We start from the raw sequence: 15,975 nt of genomic DNA on the forward strand, positions 1-15,975 counted from the left end.
AATCGACCCCATGCCCCTGACCCCGAACAGCACCCTGCCCAGCACGGCGCTGGAAAGCTTCCCCAACCCGAATCCCGGCCGCGATTTCATCATCCGCATGCGCATGCCGGAATTCACCTGCCTGTGCCCGATCACCGGCCAGCCGGATTTCGCCACGCTTTACCTGGAATACATCCCGGAAGCGCGCTGCGTGGAGCTGAAATCGCTGAAGCTGTATGTGTGGAGCTTCCGCGACCAGGGAAGCTTTCATGAGGCGGTGACCAACCGGATCCTCGACGACCTCGTCGGCCTGCTGCAGCCGCGCTACGCCCGCCTGACCTCGGACTTCGGCGTCCGCGGCGGCATCTACACTCACGTGGTGGCGGAACATCGCGCGCCGGACTGGTCGCCGGCGCCGCCCGTGATCCTGCCGGCGGCGGAGTGGCACAAGCAGTAGCAGAGGAACGCCGCTCGGCCCGGCCAGCAACGCATCGAACGTCGGTCCGCTCTCTGGATACGGCCCGCGAGCGGGCCTACCCGGAACGACCGGCGGGTGTTCGTGGTGTGTGTTTAGGCGGCCTGCGGGTAGGCGATGCTCAGCATCGCCTGTGCGTCGGCCAGCGTCAGCCAGCCGCCTTCGAGCTTGCCGCGAATCGCGGACACCGGCAGCGAGGGCTCGCCCAGGCAGTCGAGCACCAGCGAGGCGCTGCTGAAGTCGTCGTCCAGCGTGTTTTCGTTGCGCGTGATGATCGTGGTGATGCCGGCCGCAGTCGCCGCCTTCAGACCCATCGCGGAATCTTCTAGCGCAATGCACTGGCCGGCGCTCAAATTCAGTGCACGCAGCGCATGCAGATACGGATCGGGCGACGGCTTCTTCGCCGCGACGTCGGCACCGCTGACGATCAGGTCGACCTGCGCCGCCAGCCCCGGCATGCCGTGATTCAGCACCGCATTGAGGCTCTCGCGGCTGGCATTGCTGACCAATGCGACCTTGACGCCGGCGGCCTTGGCCTCGGCGATCAGCCGCGCGATTCCAGGACGCAGCGGCACTTTGCCCTTGCGCACATAGGCACGGAAATAGCGGCTCTTGAGCTCGTGGACACTGTCGACCCAGGCGGCTTGGTCGCTGCGCGCCGCATCGGCCTGTGCGCCGAGCTCGGGGTGATAGTGACGCAGATAATAGGTCAGTCGCTCGCGTCCGCCGGGCTGGGCTAGCAGCTTGCGGTAGAGGCGCGGGCTCCAGCGGAACTTGAGGCCGAGCTGGCGGAAAGCCTGGTTGTAAGCCGGACGATGTCCGTGGCTTTCGGTGTCGGCCAAGGTGCCGTCGACGTCGAGTAAAAGGGCTCGAAGTTTCACGGCGCGGTCTTCTGGCGAAACAATTCGGGAGCAAAGCGGCCTAAGCCGCTACTTTGCCCCTCCGTAGAGGAAGGCATGCGAACATCACTTGTGAATATGGGCGGCATACTAGAACAAATCGGCTTAACAAGGGCTTGCCTTCAGTAGTGAAAACATCCTCGTACGAATGGTTTAACTACCGCCTGTCGGTGGCGGCCCGGAACCGGGCTTTGGAACGCCGTTGAGCGGCTATCGCGGCCGTTTTGCGCCGACGCCTTCAGGCCCGCTGCACCTGGGCTCGCTACTGACCGCATTGGCGAGCTTTCTCGATGCGCGTGCGCAACAGGGCGCGTGGCTGCTGCGCATCGACGATCTCGACACCCAGCGCGTCAGCCCGGGCGCCGAGGCCGAAATCCTGCGTCAGCTCGAGAGTCATGCCCTGCAATGGGACGGCCCGATCCGCCGCCAGTCGCAGCATCTGGACGAGTATCGCGCGGCGCTCGATGGCCTGAGCCGCCGGCAGCTGCTGTATCGCTGCAACTGCAGCCGTGCGCTGCTGGCGCAGAGTTCGCTGCCCGGCCTCGACGGCGCGATCTATCCCGGCACCTGCCGCGACAAGCAGCTGAGCGATGCGGACCTGGCGCTGCGGCTGCGCCTGCCCGACCAGGAGCTGAGCTTCGACGATGCCGGCCAGGGCCTGCAGCGGCGCAATCTGGCGATGGACATCGGCGACTTCGTCGTGTGCCGTCGCGACGGCGTCATCGCCTACCAGCTCGCCTGCGCGATCGACGAGCATGCGCAGACGATCACTCACGTGGTGCGCGGCGCCGATCTGCTCGGCTCCAGTTTCATGCAGCTGCAGCTGATGCAGCTGCTGCGCCTACGCGAGCCGCGCTATCGGCATCTGCCGGTGCTGGTGGATTCAGAGCAGCGCAAGTTCAGCAAGCAGAATCACTCGCTGGCGATAGCCACCGCGCAGGCCAGCGCCAACCTGCTGCGCTGTCTGAGCCTGCTCGGACAGTCGCCGCCGCCGGCGCTGAGCCGCGCGCTGCCGGCGGAAATCCTGGCCTGGGCGGCACCGCATTGGCGGGCCGACAAGCTGCCGCGCCGCGCCTCGATCGAGATGCGAACGCTGTAGACCTTTGTCGCGCAGGCCGCCTGTGGCCTATTCTTCACGCACTGCAACATAAGGCGACTCGCCGTAATGACCGACGTCCGCATCATCAAGAAGTATCCCAACCGCCGTCTCTACGACACCGAGATCAGCCGCTACATCACGCTGGAAGAGATTCGCCAGCTGGTGCTGCAGAACATCCGGTTCCGCGTGGAGGACAAGCGCAGCCACGAAGACATCACGCGCAGCATCCTGCTGCAGGTGATCGCCGAGCAGGAGCAAGGCGGCGATCCGATCTTCACCACCGAGATCCTAAGCTTCCTGCTGCGCTTCTACGGCAACCCGATGCAGAGCAGCATCGGCCGCTACCTGGAGCTGTCGATCCGCATGTTCCTGGATCAGCAGGGCAACTTCACCGAGCAGCTGCGCGGCATGCTCGGCCAGGCGCAGCAGCCGCTGTCCATTCTCAAGGAGCTGGCCGATCGGCAAGTGCCGATCTGGCGCAGCGTACGCAAGGAATTCTTGAAGAACCTCAGCCGCCCCAAGCCCTAGATGGCACGGAGCGTGCGTTCCAGTGAACAGTAGATCACTGGTTTTTTTACCGGCGATCGACGAAATCGGTCGATGTAAAGCTAGCTAATGGTGAACCTACTTATTGACGCAAAGGTAAGTTAGACCTATAGTAGCGACATCGCAGCCCAGAAACGCCAAAGCCCGACAACATCGGGCGATGTGCCGGGCTAAGGGTCTCCTCCAGGAAGGCTTCGCGCCTTCCTCGCACCTTGCCCCCCAATCTTGGGGGGTTCTTTTTTTGCGGGGCGTTTCTCGTGCTGTTAGGCCGAGATATCTATTTAGTTGATACCCGCGATAGGCTGCAGTGATTCTGCCTAGTCCATCCAGATGACGCAAGCTTTTTAGAGCTAAGCCTGGAACTTTTTTGAAAGTTATTCAGGCATCTAACGAATTCAGCCGATTTATTTATTGACGCCTAGGTAAGATATCCGTATATTGCACTGCAACACGAAACGCACTTCTGGCGGCAGGGATCTCAAGGATCAAGCGCCGAAGTCCGGTTTCAGAGTCTCCTCCAGGAAGGCCTCGCGCCTTCCTCGCACCTTGCCCCCGGTCTCCGGGGGTTCTTTTTTTTGTACGGCGTTTTTTATTTCGCGCTGGCCGCCATCACCGAGACAGGCAACAAAAAGCCCCGCGCATCTTTCGATGGCGGGGCTTTTTTACGACTTCGCGCGCGAACTACTCGGCGAGATCGACCGCTTTCATCGACAGGCGAACGCGACCCTGCTTGTCCACTTCCAGCACCTTGACGCGAACCACCTGCCCTTCCTTGACCACGTCCTCGACCTTCTCGACGCGCTTGTCGGCGAGCTGGCTGATGTGTACCAGGCCGTCCTTGCCCGGCAGGATCGTCACGAAGGCGCCGAAGTCCATCAGCTTGGCGACCTTGCCTTCGTAGATCGCGCCGACTTCGACGTCCTTGGTCAGCGAGTCGATGCGCGCGATGGCGGCGTCGGCAGCCTGCTTGGTGATCGCGGCGATCTTGATCGTGCCGTCGTCGTTGATGTCGATCGAGGTACCGGTTTCTTCGGTGATGCTGCGGATCGTGACGCCACCCTTGCCGATGACTTCACGGATCTTGTCCGGGTGGATCTTGATCGTGGTGATTCGCGGCGCGAAGCTGCTCATCTCCTTGCGCGGCGCCGGCAGCACCTGGTCCATCTGGTCGAGGATGTGCAGACGCGCTTCCAGCGCCTGGCTCAGCGCCTGCTTCATGATCTCGCCGGTGACGCCGGTGATCTTGATGTCCATCTGCAGCGCGGTGATGCCGTTGCGCGAACCGGCGACCTTGAAGTCCATGTCGCCGAGGTGATCTTCGTCGCCGAGGATGTCGGTCAGCACCGCGAACTTGCTGCCTTCCAGGATCAGGCCCATCGCGACGCCGGCCACCGGCGCCTTGATCGGCACGCCCGCGTCCATCAGCGCCAGGCAGGAGCCGCAGACCGAGGCCATCGACGACGAGCCGTTGGATTCGGTGACTTCGGACACCACGCGCACGACGTAGGGGAAATCGTTCTCGAGGTCGGGCATCACGCCGGCGACGCCACGCTTGGCGAGACGGCCGTGGCCGATTTCGCGGCGCTTCGGGGCATTCAGGCGGCCGGTTTCACCGACGCTGTACGGGGGGAAGTTGTAGTGCAGCATGAACGCGTCACGCCATTCGCCTTCGATGCTGTCGACCAGCTGCGCGTCCTTGCCGGTACCCAGCGTGGCCACCGCCAGCACCTGGGTTTCGCCGCGCGTGAACAGCGCGGAGCCGTGGGTGCGCGGCAACACGCCGGCGCTGATGCTGATCGCACGAACGGTGCGCGTGTCGCGGCCGTCGATGCGCGGATGGCCGTCGATGATGCGGTTACGCACGACGCGCGCTTCGAGGTTGAAGAATGCGTCCTTGACCGCGGCCTCTTCGAAGCGCGGCGCGTCTTTGGCGCACAGCGCGGCGAAGATGTCTTTCTTGACCACGTCGAGCGCGCCATGACGCGCGCCCTTGTCGGTCACGGCGTAGGCTTCGACGACGCGGCCTTCGAACGCATTGATCGCGGAGGTCAGCTCGCTGGCTTCGGCTGCCGGCTTCCATTCGATGCGCGGCTTGCCGGCTTCGGCCACCAGCTCGTTGATCGCGTTGATCGCCACCTGCATTTCGGCGTGGCCGAACAGCACCGCGCCTAGCATCACTTCTTCCGACAGCTGCGCGGCTTCGGATTCGACCATCATCACCGCGTCGGCGGTGCCGGCGACGACCAGCTCGAGCTCGGAGGTCTTCAGCTGCGTGGCGGTCGGGTTGAGGATGTAGTTGCCGTTGAGGTAGCCCACCTTGGCGGCGGCGATCGGACCGGCGAACGGCACGCCGCTCAGCGCCAGCGCGGCGGAGGCGCCGAGCATCGCGGGGATGTCACCTTCGACTTCCGGATTCAGCGACACGACCATCGCGACGATCTGGATTTCGTTGTAATAGCCTTCCGGGAACAGCGGGCGGATCGGGCGATCGATCAGACGCGAGGTCAGCGTCTCACGCTCGGTCGGACGGCCTTCGCGCTTGAAGAAGCCACCCGGAATCTTGCCGCCCGAGTAGGTGCGCTCCATGTAATCGACGGTCAGCGGAAAGAAGTCCTGGCCGGCCTTGGCTTCCTTCTTGGCGACGACGCTGACCAGCAGCACGGTGTCGTCGACATTGATCATCACCGCGGCAGTCGCCTGGCGGGCGATCGCGCCGGTTTCGATGGTGACGTTATGAGAGCCGTACTTGAAGCTCTTCTTGATCGGTGTCGCGGGGGTGGCGGGGATCGCCATAGGAGTGCTCACTTTTCTAGTTTGAAAGCTCAGGAGCGCATTGCGCTGCGCCTGTTGGAACAACCAAATCCGTTACATCTACCGAAACAACAATGGGGCCATGACGGGTACGGCGCGACTCGGACTTAACCGACTGTCGAACCGGACACCGCATGACCCCACGAGTGAAACTGGAGCTTGGAGCGCGCGATCGTGTAGATCAGCGACGCAGACCCAGATCACCGATCAGCTTGGTGTAGCGTGCTTCGTCTTTACGCTTCAGGTAGTCCAGCAGACTACGACGCGTGTTGACCATCTTCAGCAGGCCGCGGCGAGAGTGATGATCCTTCGCGTTCTTTTCAAAATGGCCGGAGAGGTCGGCGATGCGAGCGGACAAAAGAGCCACCTGCACTTCCGGCGAACCGGTATCGCCTTTGCCGCGCGCGTACTTCTCAACCACGCCAGCTTTCTGTTCAACAGTGAGGGTCATTCTAAAAAACTCCGAAAACGTGTCTAAAGCTATAACAAAGTCCGTAATTGTATCCTCCCCGGCGGGAGGTCACAAGTCATTCATTCCGGCAGCAGCCAGCGCTCGGGCGCAACGACGCCATCGACGTCGACCCGGGCCATACCGCAAAGCCGGTTTCGGGCGTCGACGACCGCCAGCTTGCCAGGCTGCAAGCCAGCGGTTTTGATGCGGCGCCCACCGGCCAGCAGCGGCAACTGCTCTTCACTGGCCTGCCAGCGCGGCCAATGGACCAGGCCGCTGATCGGCGGCAGCAGCAGTTCGTCGATCAGCGCCAGCCCCTGCTCCGCAGCCTGCTGCAGGGTTTCGAAAGTCGTCATCTTCACGCCGGCATCGAAAGGCGCAGCGCCGACGCGGCGCAGGCCGCCCAGATGGGCCTGCTGGCCGAACGCCGCGGCCAGATCTTCGGCCAGCGTGCGGATATAGGTGCCCTTGGAGCAGATCACGTCGAGTTCGAGCCGGCCCGGTTCATAAGACAGAATGTCGAGCCTGTGGATGTACACGTCGCGCGGCAGCCGCTCGACTTCCTGGCCCGATCGCGCCAGCTTGTACAGCGCCTGCCCCTGCTGCTTCAGCGCCGAATGCATCGGCGGAATTTGCGACAGCGGGCCGCGGAACTGCGGCAAAACGCGTTCGATGTCTTCACGCTTGAGCTGCGACGCATCGGAACGCGCCCGCTCCTGCCCTTCCAGATCGCCGGTGGTCATGCTGACGCCGAGCACGACGTCCGCGTGATAGTGCTTGTCGCCGTCGAGCAGGATGCCGCAGAGCTTGGTCGCCTCGCCCAGGCAGATCGGCAACAGCCCGGTGGCCAGCGGATCGAGGCTGCCGGTGTGGCCGGCGCGTTCGGCGTTGAAGAGCTTCTTGACGCGCTGGAGAGCGTCGTTGGAACTCAGACCCAAAGGCTTGTCGAGTAGCACGATGCCGTCGACACGACGCCATCTAGGCCGGTCCCGCCTGCGGTTCACGACTCGGTCGAGTCGTCGCCGTCGCCGTCGCGACTGCGGGCAATGCCCTCGTCGCTGCGGATCGCGTCGCGGATCACCTGGCTGACGCGCGTTGCCTGCACCAGCTGCATGTCGCCGACAAAGTGCAGCGACGGAATATGCCGCAGCTTGAGCCGCTGACCGAGGCCATGGCGCAGGCGCCCCGATGCACCATTCAACGTTTTCGCTGCTTCCGGAATACGCTCGTCCTCACCCATCACGCTGATGAAGATGCTGGCGTTGCGCATGTCCTGCGAGCAGTCCACGCGAGTGACGGTGACGTTGGCGACCCGCGGGTCGGTCAGCTCGTCGCGGATCATGCCAGTGAGCTCGCGCTGCAGCTGGATGTTGATCCGCGACTTGCGGGAAAATTCCTTCGGCACTCGATTCCCTGACCGCTACTACGCTTCGGCCTTGACCGTGCGACGCACTTCGACGCGCTGGAAGCACTCGATCTGGTCGCCCGCCTGGACGTTGTTGTAGTTCTTCACGCCGATACCGCACTCGGTACCCGCCTCGACCTTGGCGACGTCGTCCTTGAAACGACGCAGCGATTCGAGCACGCCTTCGTAAACCACGGTCTGGTTGCGCAGCACGCGGATCGGCAGATTCTTCTGCACCGAGCCTTCCATGACCAGGCAGCCGGCGATGTCGCCGAGCAGCGAGCTGCGGAACACGTTGCGAACCTGCGCGATACCGACGATCTGCTCGCGCGTTTCGGTTCCGAGCAGGCCGGCGATCGCGCTGGTCACGTCGTCGATCACTTCATAGATGATCGAGTAGTAGCGAACGTCGACGCCGGAATCCTGGATGCGCTTGCGCGCCTGGCTGTCGGCGCGCACGTTGAAGCCGATGATGATCGCCTTCGACGCCAGCGCGAGATCGACGTCGGATTCGCTGATGCCGCCGATGCTGGACACCAGCACGTTGACCTTGACCTCGGCGCTGGGCAGTTTGCGCAGCGCGTCGGACAGGGCTTCGGCAGAGCCTTGCACGTCGGTCTTGATCATCAGGTTCAGCGACTTCGCATCCGGGCCGGTGCCATCGCCCATCTGCGCGAAGATCTGATCCATGCGCACAGCCTGCGACGAGGCCAGCTTCTGCTCGCGCAGCTTGGATTCGCGCAGCAGCGCCAGTTCGCGCGCCTTGCGCTCGTCGGCGACGACGACGACGTCGTCACCGGCATCCGGCACGCCGGACAGACCCAGCACCGCGACCGGAATCGACGGGCCCGCTTCCTTCACCGGGCGGCCGGCTTCGTCGAACATCGCGCGAACGCGGCCGAAATGCGGGCCGGTCAGGATCACGTCGCCCTGCTTCAGCGTACCGGCGCGAACCAGCACGGTGGCAACCGGGCCGCGGCCCTTCTCCAGCGAGGATTCGACGATGGTGCCGCGCGCCGGAACGTCGATCGGCGCCTTGAGTTCCAGCACTTCGGCCTGCAGCAGGATCGCTTCGAGCAGATCGTCGATGCCCTGGCCGGTCACCGACGAAACGCCGACCACCTGGATATCGCCGCCGAAATCCTCGGCCACGACTTCTTCCTTGAGCAGGTCGTTCTTGATGCGGTCGACCTTGGCGTCGTGCTTGTCGATCTTGGTCACCGCGACCACGATCGGCGCTTTCGCCGCACGCGCGTGCTGGATCGCCTCGCGCGTCTGCGGCATCACCGAGTCGTCGGCAGCGACGACCAGAATGACGATGTCGGTGATCTGCGCGCCGCGCGAACGCATGCGCGTGAATGCGGCGTGGCCCGGCGTGTCGAGGAAGGTGATGACACCCTTGTCCGTCTTCACGTGGTAGGCGCCGATGTGCTGCGTGATGCCACCGGCTTCGCCTGCGGCGACGCGGGTCTTGCGAATGTAATCGAGCAGCGAAGTCTTGCCGTGATCGACGTGGCCCATGATGGTCACCACCGGCGCACGGATCACCTGCGGCACATCGAGCTGCACGCCGGCGACGGCCTGCACCAGGCTGTCCTCGACGTCGCTGGTCTTGGTCAGGCGCACCTTGTGGCCGAGTTCCTCGACCATCAGCGCCGCGGTGTCCTGGTCGATCGTCTGGTTGATCGTCGCCATGACACCGTTCTTCATCATGATCTTGATGAGTTCGGTGGCCTTCACCGCGAGACGGTTGGCGAGTTCGCCGACCGAAATCGCTTCCGGCACTTCGACTTCACGCACCACCGGCGCCATCGGCCGCTCGAAGGTGTGCGCATTGTCGACACGCACCTGTCCGGTCGGCTTGCGCTTCTTCTTGTCGCGCTTGCCGCCCTTGCCTTCGGCGATATGCAGCTCGGTGCGGCCACCGCGGCCGCGATCCTTGTCGCTGCCGCGATCGTTGCCGGGCGCGCTGGTCGGCGCCGGGCGATCCGCCGGCTTCTTGGCGACCACGGGCGCGACCACCGGCGGCGGATTCGCCGCCATCTGGCGCACCGCTTCGGCCGCACGCGCGATGTTTTCCTGAGCCCGCTTGCGCGAATTCTCGGCATCCATGCGCGCCCGATAGATCGGGTCGGTCTTCATCCGCTCGGCTTCGGCCAGGCGTACACGCTCGGCCTCTTCCTTCTCGGCCTGCAGCTTGGCAGCGGCCTCGACACGAGCGGCTTCGGCCGCTTCGGCGCGCTCGCGCGCAGCCTCGGCCTCGGCAGCGGCACGGGCCTGGGCTTCGGGATCTGCGGCAACCTCGACCACCGGCTCGGCAGCGGCTTCCGCCGGCGCAGCCGTTTCTTCGGCCGGCGCGGCTTCAACTGGCGCCTGGGGCGGAATCTCTTCTTCGAACACACCGACGGCGACGTCCTCGACGGCCGCTGCCGGCGTGCCCATCTCTTCCAGATCGGACTGCACGAAGGTGCGCTTCTTGCGGACCTCGATGCTGACGGTCTTGGTCGGCGCACCGCGCGCACCACCGAGCCGCAACTCGGAAGTTTCCTTGCGCTTGAGCGTGATCGAGCCGCGGCCCGCGGCAGCAGCAGCACCCGCGGGGCCGGCTGCGGCACCGACGGTGCCGCCGACCGGCGCGCGCGTCTTGGTGCGCAGGTAGCTCAGCAGCGCCAACTTGTCGGCGCCACTGATCGCGGACTTGGCGCCGTCAACCGAGACGCCCGCTTCCTTGAACTGCGTGAGCAGTTCGGCGACCGGCCGCTTCAGCTCGTCGGCGAAATCTTGAACGGTAATGGACATGAATCCTCGTCTCGTATCGGGGGCGCCGGGCTCAGGCGTACAGCTTCTGGCGGGCGGACATGATCAGCGACTGCGCAAAAGCCTCGTCGAGCTGGATCATTTCCAGCAACTCGTCGGTCGCCAGATCGGCCAGGTTTTCGGCAGTGATGACGCCGACTTCGGCCAGGCGGTAGGCGGTTTCTTCGTCCATGCCGTCGACGGCCAGCAGGTCGTCGGCCGGCTTGACCGAAGCAGCGCGCTCGGCCTTGGCGATGGCCTGCGTCAGCAGCACGTCGCGGGCGCGGTTGCGAAGCTCTTCGACGATGCTCTCGTCGAACTCTTCGATCTGCAGCAGCTCTTCAGTGGGGACGTAGGCGACTTCTTCAAGGCTGGTGAAGCCTTCGTCGACCAGCACGCCGGCCAGCTCGGCGTCGACATCGAGCGCCTGCATGAAGATGTCGAGGATGCCGCGGTTTTCCTCGTCCTTCTTGGTTTCGAGGTCGCCGGTGGTCATCACGTTGAGCGTCCAGCCGGTCAGCTCGGAGGCGAGCCGCACGTTCTGGCCGCCGCGGCCGATCGCCTGCGCCAGTTTGTCCTCGGCAACGCCGATCGACATGCTGTGCGCGTCTTCGTCGATGACGACGTTCTCGACTTCGGCCGGTGCCATCGCATTGATGACGAACTGCGCCGGATTTTCATCCCACGGCACGATGTCGACGCGCTCGCCGGCGAGTTCGTTGCTGACGCTCTGCACGCGCGAACCGCGCATGCCGACGCAGGCACCGACCGGGTCGATACGCTTGTCTTTCGCCTGCACCGCGATCTTGGCGCGCAGGCCCGGATCACGCGCGGCGCCCTTGAGTTCGATCAGGCCCTGCGCGATTTCCGGCACTTCGAGCTTGAACAGTTCCATCAGGTACTGCGGCAGCGTGCGCGACATGAACAGCTGCGGGCCGCGGACCTGCGGGCCGACGTCGTACAGATAGCCGCGAATGCGGTCGCCCGGACGCGCCGGCTCGCGCGGAATCATGTGCTCGCGCGGGATGATCGCCTCGGCGCTGCCACCGAGGTCGACGATCACCGCGCCGCGCTCGAGGCGCTTGACCAGGCCGGTCAGCAGCTCGCCGATGCGGTTCTTGTAGGCTTCTACCACCTGCGCCCGTTCGGCCTCGCGCACTTTCTGCACGATGACCTGCTTGGCACGCTGCGCGCCGATGCGGCCGAAGTCGATCGACTCGATCTTCTGCTCGATGACCTCGCCCGGCTGGATGTCCGGATAGTCTTTCTGCGCGTAGGTCAGCTTGATCTGGCGCTCGGGGAATTCGAAGTCTTCGCTGTCGTCCTCGAACACGGTCCAGCGGCGAAACGACTCGTACTCGCCGGTGGACTGGTCGATCGCGACGCGAACGTCGGATTCGTCGCCGTAGCGTTCCTTGGTGGCAGAGGACAGCGCCGCTTCCAGGGCGGCAAAGATGGTCTCTTTGTCGACGCCTTTCTCGTTGGAGACGACATCGGCCATCAGAAGGATATTTTTGTTCACGGCTTCCCCTTGTCAAAATCCGGGATCAGTCGGGCTCGTTCGATCGTCGAATACGGCAGCTCGACGTCGCCAAGTTCAGTAGTAAGAGTGACGGCTTCGTCGCTGGATCCGGCGATCGTTCCGGAGTAGCGCTTGCGGCCGTTCAACGGTGCCAGCAACTGGATACGCGCCTGCTCGCCGGCGAACCGCTCAAAATGCTCGGGACGCGTAAGCGGGCGATCAACGCCCGGCGATGACACTTCGAGCTGATAGGGCGTACTGATCGGATCTTCGACATCCATCAACCCGGCGACTTCGCGGCTGACGGTGCTGCAGTCGTCGAGCGTGATGCCTTCGGGAGAATCGATGAACAGGCGCAGCATCGCGTGGCCGGTCGAAGGAGCGAACTCCAGCAAAACCAGCTCATAGCCCAGATCCGTAATCAACGGCTCCAGCAGATCCTGTAAACGATCTTTCAGCAAACCCAGACTCTCCTGCGTCGCCGCAGCGACCACAAAAACCAAATTTCTAAATAAAAAAAGGCCCACAAGGGGCCTGGCTCCAACACAATCAAATTGGTAGCGGGGGCACGCTACATGGCCAGTCTAACGTCCCGGCCCCTACGCATCGCCCTCACAGCCGGGGGCGGATTATAGGCATGAGGTTAGTTTTAGTCCACAGGTTTAGGGCATTAATTTAAGGTTTTGTAACACCGCCTCAACTTCACCCCTACCACTAATGGCAGTATGCTTTAGCGCATGGCTCACATGCGCCCCCTGCCCCCGAGCGAAGTATTCTACCGTCGCGATCTCTGTGACGACCTGTCGAGCCTGGTCTCCGCGTATCGGAACCGCAATAGCGCCGACAGGGGTATGGACGCGGCCCAGCGCAGGCAATGGGCCTCGGATATCGTACAAGCCGCCAGCGAGGCCATGCTCGAGCTGGAGCGGATCCTTGGCCACGAAGAGCGGCACGAATTGAAAGCCCGGATGACCGCCAGGATCGGCCGGGGCGGCCGCCGTGGCAGCCCCCATCCCGTGCGATTGGGACATCCGGAGCGGCCCTACTAGACCGCGGGCGCCGTCGCGGCGGCCGCCGGCGGCGCCGAGGTCACCGTAGCGCCGGCGCCGAGCTGCAGAGTTACGCCGGCCGGTAGATAAATCTTCTCGAGCAATTCCATCTTGATCGCCTGCGCCTGCAGGCGCTGCTCGCAAGCGCGGTGATTTTCCTCGGCCAGGTCGAGCCGGTTATGTAGCCGCTGGTTCGAGACCAGGTTCTCCTCGCGCACCTTGCCCACGGTCTCTGTCATCGCTGCGTGGTGCTTATCCTGCATCTCCGCGATGCGCCCGTATGCCTGCGACAGCTCGTCCTGGATTTTCTCCAGCCGGACGCGCAAGGCCTCGATCGTGGTCTCCTGAACGGTGATCACTTTCTGATAGCCCTGGTCGGCCGTGGCCTGCATCAGTGAGTACGCCTTCTGGATCGCGTCCAGCCAGGCCACGGCGCGATCATCAACGCTGCCGTCCGTCTGAACCCTCTTGCCCGTAGCCCTGATAACCACCCAGACAAGCCATCCGAGAGCGCCAAGCGCCGCCATGCCGAGGCCGGCGTACGTCAACGACTGTTCCACCACCGCACCTTCGCCCATGGCCGCTCCTAGAAAGTGATACCGACGCGCAGCCAGGCCTCCGGAGCCTGGCTGTCTGATTGCCGCAGCTCCGCCCCAAGCCGGATGCGGCCGAGGTCCCGCTCTACCCAGGCGCCGAAGTTGCGGCCGAATGGATCTACGCTCGGCCCGGCCGCCCAACGACGCGGCGCGGCCGCGACCTGGTCAGGCACGATCGGAATGTCGATCGCGCTGGTGACAACACCATCCGGGCTGCTGGCGATCACGCGGCGGCCGCCGTCCACGTCGACCAGCGACATATCGACGTGGACCTGCGGGCAGTCCTCGCGAGCCGGCTGCACCGTCACGCCCATGCGGCGCACCTCTTTTGCTTTCGGCGGGATCACGTGTGGCGCAGCGGGCGGAGCCGGATCTGGCGCGCGCTCCGCGATCACGCTGCCGTCTGATTGCTTGACGGCCGGCGCCGGCGTCACGATCTCCGCCACCGGCGTATCGCCGTGCAGGACCTGGCCAAGGAAGTAACCGAAGCCGAGCACGACTGCGTATAGGCACGCCTGCAGCCACGCGCTCATTCCGATTGCTCGGTCGGAGCGGGCACGTACTGCGACGGTGGGGCCTCAGCCTGCGGAATCAGGCGCATGCCCTCGCCCGGATCGAAGTCGGTTTCGCCGTCCCACAACACGACGTTGATCGTCTCGCCTGCTTCATTAACGACTACGTATCTTTTCACCATGTCGTGATCACCCATGCGCAGCCGTCGCCGCCCTTGCCGCCGGCGCCGCTGCCGTTCGCGAGCGACGCGGACGAGCCACCACCACCGGCGCCAGCGCCTCGACCGCCATTACCGCCGTTTTGCCCTGCGATAGTCGCTGCAGACGCGCCACCGCCGCCGGATGAGCCGCAGACGAAGCCAGGCAAGTCCACGCCGTTCTGCGGCCCAGCCCCGCCACCAGCGACGCCACCGGCGGGGTCGTTGGCAGCTTGCCCAGACGCACGGCCACTCCCGCCAGCTTGGCCGCTGCCGCCGGCGTTATGTCCGCCGCCTGCGCCGCCTGACGATCCGCCGTCCAGTGCGGTAGCGCCCGCCCCCGCAGTGCCTGTCGCGCTGCAGCCGGCGCCGCCCGCGCCCGTCGTGAGCAAGCCTGAGCTGTTGCCTCCGGATCCACTCACGCCACTGACGAACGAGCCCGTGCCCGCAGTAGCGCCGCTCGCGGTCGTGCCTTGCGAACGAATCGAACCGGCACCGCCGCCAGCGGACGCTCGGCTGGTGCTGCCGCCGCTGCCTGCGCCGCCGCCGCCCGCGTACAGCAGATTCGCGCCGCCTATCGTCGTGCTGCCGCCGCTTAGGCCGTTGTTGCCGTCCGCAGTGGCACCCGTAACTGACGCGCCGCCGGCACCTCCGGCGCCAACCGCGACGGGATAGCTTGCAAGTGGCAGATCGACGTCCAGCATCGTGCGATCGACGCGAGCACCGCCGCCGCCTGCGCCACCACCGGAGCTAGCAGTAGCCGCAGGCGCGAGCGCGCCACTACCGCCGCCGCCCGCGCCGCCGATCAGAACTGCGCGATGCGATGTCGCGTCGGTCGGCTTGAGCCAGGTGCCCGATGCAGAAAACGTCGCGACCGACTGCGGCGGCGCGCCGATCGGCATCACCTTAGCGCCGCCTGCGAGAGCGCCGCCGATCGCAGTGTTGCTTGCGTGGCCGATGTTCTTGGCGGTGATCTTGCCGGCAGGTAATGCAGTGACCTTGTAGAAGTCGGTCGCGCCAACCAGCACAAAGCCCCCGACAGTCGCCCACGCGTTGCTGCTCACGCTGAGGTCGACCGCTTGGCCAACAGCAGGCACGCTCGCCAGCGCTGTCAGCGTCGCGTAACCCGGTGCGCCGTCGGCGCCTTTGTCCCCCTTAAGCAACTGCAGCGGCGATATCCGCACCGCCGGCGGCGGCAAGCCGTCGACCAGGCGCACAACCCAATTGCCCTGCGTGATCGTGATCCGGAGCTTAGACATGGCAAAGGTCCGGCATCGTGTAAGTCTTGCCCGTGACCAGCGTGGCGTTCTTGCCGTCGCTCAAAACCTCGACCTCGAACGTCAGCAGCGTATCCGGCGGGAAATTCACCGAATCCGCATATCCCACCTCAGGCAGCATGACGACGGTAGCGTCGACGGTCGTCGTGATCGTGCACGCGTAGTCGTGCACCAAGGCATCTGTCGCCGCGATGCGCCACTGCGCTCGAGCAGTCGCACCAGGCGCCAGGAGGAAAGGCCCGGTGACGTTGCCGGCGTCGTCCTCCGCCTGCAGAGCGATACCGATTGCGTCGATCGTGTCGCCGACCTTGAAAGACGGCGGGTTATAAATTTGCACCATGTCGGCTCCTGGTTTCGCCGG

The 15,975-nt window shown here is 64.6% G+C and carries 16 protein-coding genes; 3 read left to right on the plus strand and 13 right to left on the minus strand.

Annotated elements, in window-relative coordinates; genetic code table 11:
* Positions 1 to 10 precede the first annotated feature (10 nt).
* Positions 11 to 436, plus strand: a complete 426-nt coding sequence (queF, locus tag ACQZF9_RS12105; RefSeq protein ID WP_428309227.1) for a preQ(1) synthase — start codon at positions 11 to 13, stop codon at positions 434 to 436.
* 113 nt (positions 437 to 549) lie between these two features.
* On the opposite strand, the gene ACQZF9_RS12110 is transcribed toward queF, so the two are convergent.
* On the minus strand, positions 550 to 1,335 hold the full coding sequence (locus tag ACQZF9_RS12110) for an HAD-IA family hydrolase (protein WP_428309228.1): 786 nt from the start codon (positions 1,333 to 1,335) through the stop codon (positions 550 to 552).
* 220 nt (positions 1,336 to 1,555) lie between these two features.
* Here ACQZF9_RS12110 and gluQRS point away from each other — a divergent pair, with 220 nt between their 5' ends.
* A complete protein-coding gene (gluQRS, locus tag ACQZF9_RS12115; RefSeq protein WP_428309229.1) occupies positions 1,556 to 2,452 on the plus strand; it encodes a tRNA glutamyl-Q(34) synthetase GluQRS in 897 nt (298 codons plus the stop codon).
* A gap of 66 nt (positions 2,453 to 2,518) precedes the next feature.
* Positions 2,519 to 2,980 (plus strand): polyhydroxyalkanoate synthesis repressor PhaR, encoded by a 462-nt coding sequence (gene phaR, locus ACQZF9_RS12120; RefSeq protein WP_428309230.1) that lies wholly within the window; start codon positions 2,519 to 2,521, stop codon positions 2,978 to 2,980.
* A 699-nt stretch (positions 2,981 to 3,679) separates the two neighbouring features.
* Here the strand turns inward: phaR and pnp are convergent.
* The 12 genes from pnp to ACQZF9_RS12180 form a co-directional block, all read right to left on the minus strand.
* Entirely contained in the window at positions 3,680 to 5,791 is a 2,112-nt protein-coding gene (pnp, locus tag ACQZF9_RS12125) for a polyribonucleotide nucleotidyltransferase (RefSeq protein WP_428309231.1), read from the minus strand.
* Between the two features lie 199 nt (positions 5,792 to 5,990).
* Positions 5,991 to 6,260 (minus strand): 30S ribosomal protein S15, encoded by a 270-nt coding sequence (gene rpsO, locus ACQZF9_RS12130; protein WP_428309232.1) that lies wholly within the window; start codon positions 6,258 to 6,260, stop codon positions 5,991 to 5,993.
* Between the two features lie 80 nt (positions 6,261 to 6,340).
* On the minus strand, positions 6,341 to 7,264 hold the full coding sequence (truB, locus tag ACQZF9_RS12135) for a tRNA pseudouridine(55) synthase TruB (RefSeq protein ID WP_428309233.1): 924 nt from the start codon (positions 7,262 to 7,264) through the stop codon (positions 6,341 to 6,343).
* Positions 7,261 to 7,665: a 30S ribosome-binding factor RbfA gene (gene rbfA / locus ACQZF9_RS12140; protein WP_428309234.1), complete on the minus strand. Its 405-nt coding sequence runs from the start codon at positions 7,663 to 7,665 to the stop codon at positions 7,261 to 7,263. The genes truB and rbfA overlap by 4 nt, the downstream gene beginning before the upstream one ends.
* A gap of 18 nt (positions 7,666 to 7,683) precedes the next feature.
* Entirely contained in the window at positions 7,684 to 10,464 is a 2,781-nt protein-coding gene (infB, locus tag ACQZF9_RS12145) for a translation initiation factor IF-2 (RefSeq protein WP_428309235.1), read from the minus strand.
* A 31-nt stretch (positions 10,465 to 10,495) separates the two neighbouring features.
* Positions 10,496 to 11,983 (minus strand): transcription termination factor NusA, encoded by a 1,488-nt coding sequence (gene nusA / locus ACQZF9_RS12150; RefSeq protein ID WP_428309236.1) that lies wholly within the window; start codon positions 11,981 to 11,983, stop codon positions 10,496 to 10,498.
* A complete protein-coding gene (gene rimP / locus ACQZF9_RS12155) occupies positions 11,980 to 12,444 on the minus strand; it encodes a ribosome maturation factor RimP (protein ID WP_428309237.1) in 465 nt (154 codons plus the stop codon). Before rimP ends, nusA begins: the two co-directional genes overlap by 4 nt.
* A gap of 584 nt (positions 12,445 to 13,028) precedes the next feature.
* Entirely contained in the window at positions 13,029 to 13,610 is a 582-nt protein-coding gene (locus ACQZF9_RS12160) for a hypothetical protein (RefSeq protein WP_428309238.1), read from the minus strand.
* Between the two features lie 8 nt (positions 13,611 to 13,618).
* Entirely contained in the window at positions 13,619 to 14,161 is a 543-nt protein-coding gene (locus ACQZF9_RS12165; protein WP_428309239.1) for a hypothetical protein, read from the minus strand.
* Complete coding sequence (locus ACQZF9_RS12170; RefSeq protein WP_428309240.1) at positions 14,158 to 14,337, minus strand: hypothetical protein; 180 nt, start codon at positions 14,335 to 14,337, stop codon at positions 14,158 to 14,160. The genes ACQZF9_RS12165 and ACQZF9_RS12170 overlap by 4 nt, the downstream gene beginning before the upstream one ends.
* Positions 14,316 to 15,596, minus strand: coding sequence for a hypothetical protein (locus ACQZF9_RS12175; protein ID WP_428309241.1), 1,281 nt, complete (start codon positions 15,594 to 15,596; stop codon positions 14,316 to 14,318). Before ACQZF9_RS12175 ends, ACQZF9_RS12170 begins: the two co-directional genes overlap by 22 nt.
* Positions 15,589 to 15,954 (minus strand): hypothetical protein, encoded by a 366-nt coding sequence (locus tag ACQZF9_RS12180; protein ID WP_428309242.1) that lies wholly within the window; start codon positions 15,952 to 15,954, stop codon positions 15,589 to 15,591. Before ACQZF9_RS12180 ends, ACQZF9_RS12175 begins: the two co-directional genes overlap by 8 nt.
* Positions 15,955 to 15,975 lie beyond the last annotated feature (21 nt).

Origin of the sequence: Hydrocarboniphaga sp., from assembly GCF_965279055.1 — a bacterium.
Taxonomy (GTDB): domain Bacteria; phylum Pseudomonadota; class Gammaproteobacteria; order Nevskiales; family Nevskiaceae; genus Hydrocarboniphaga.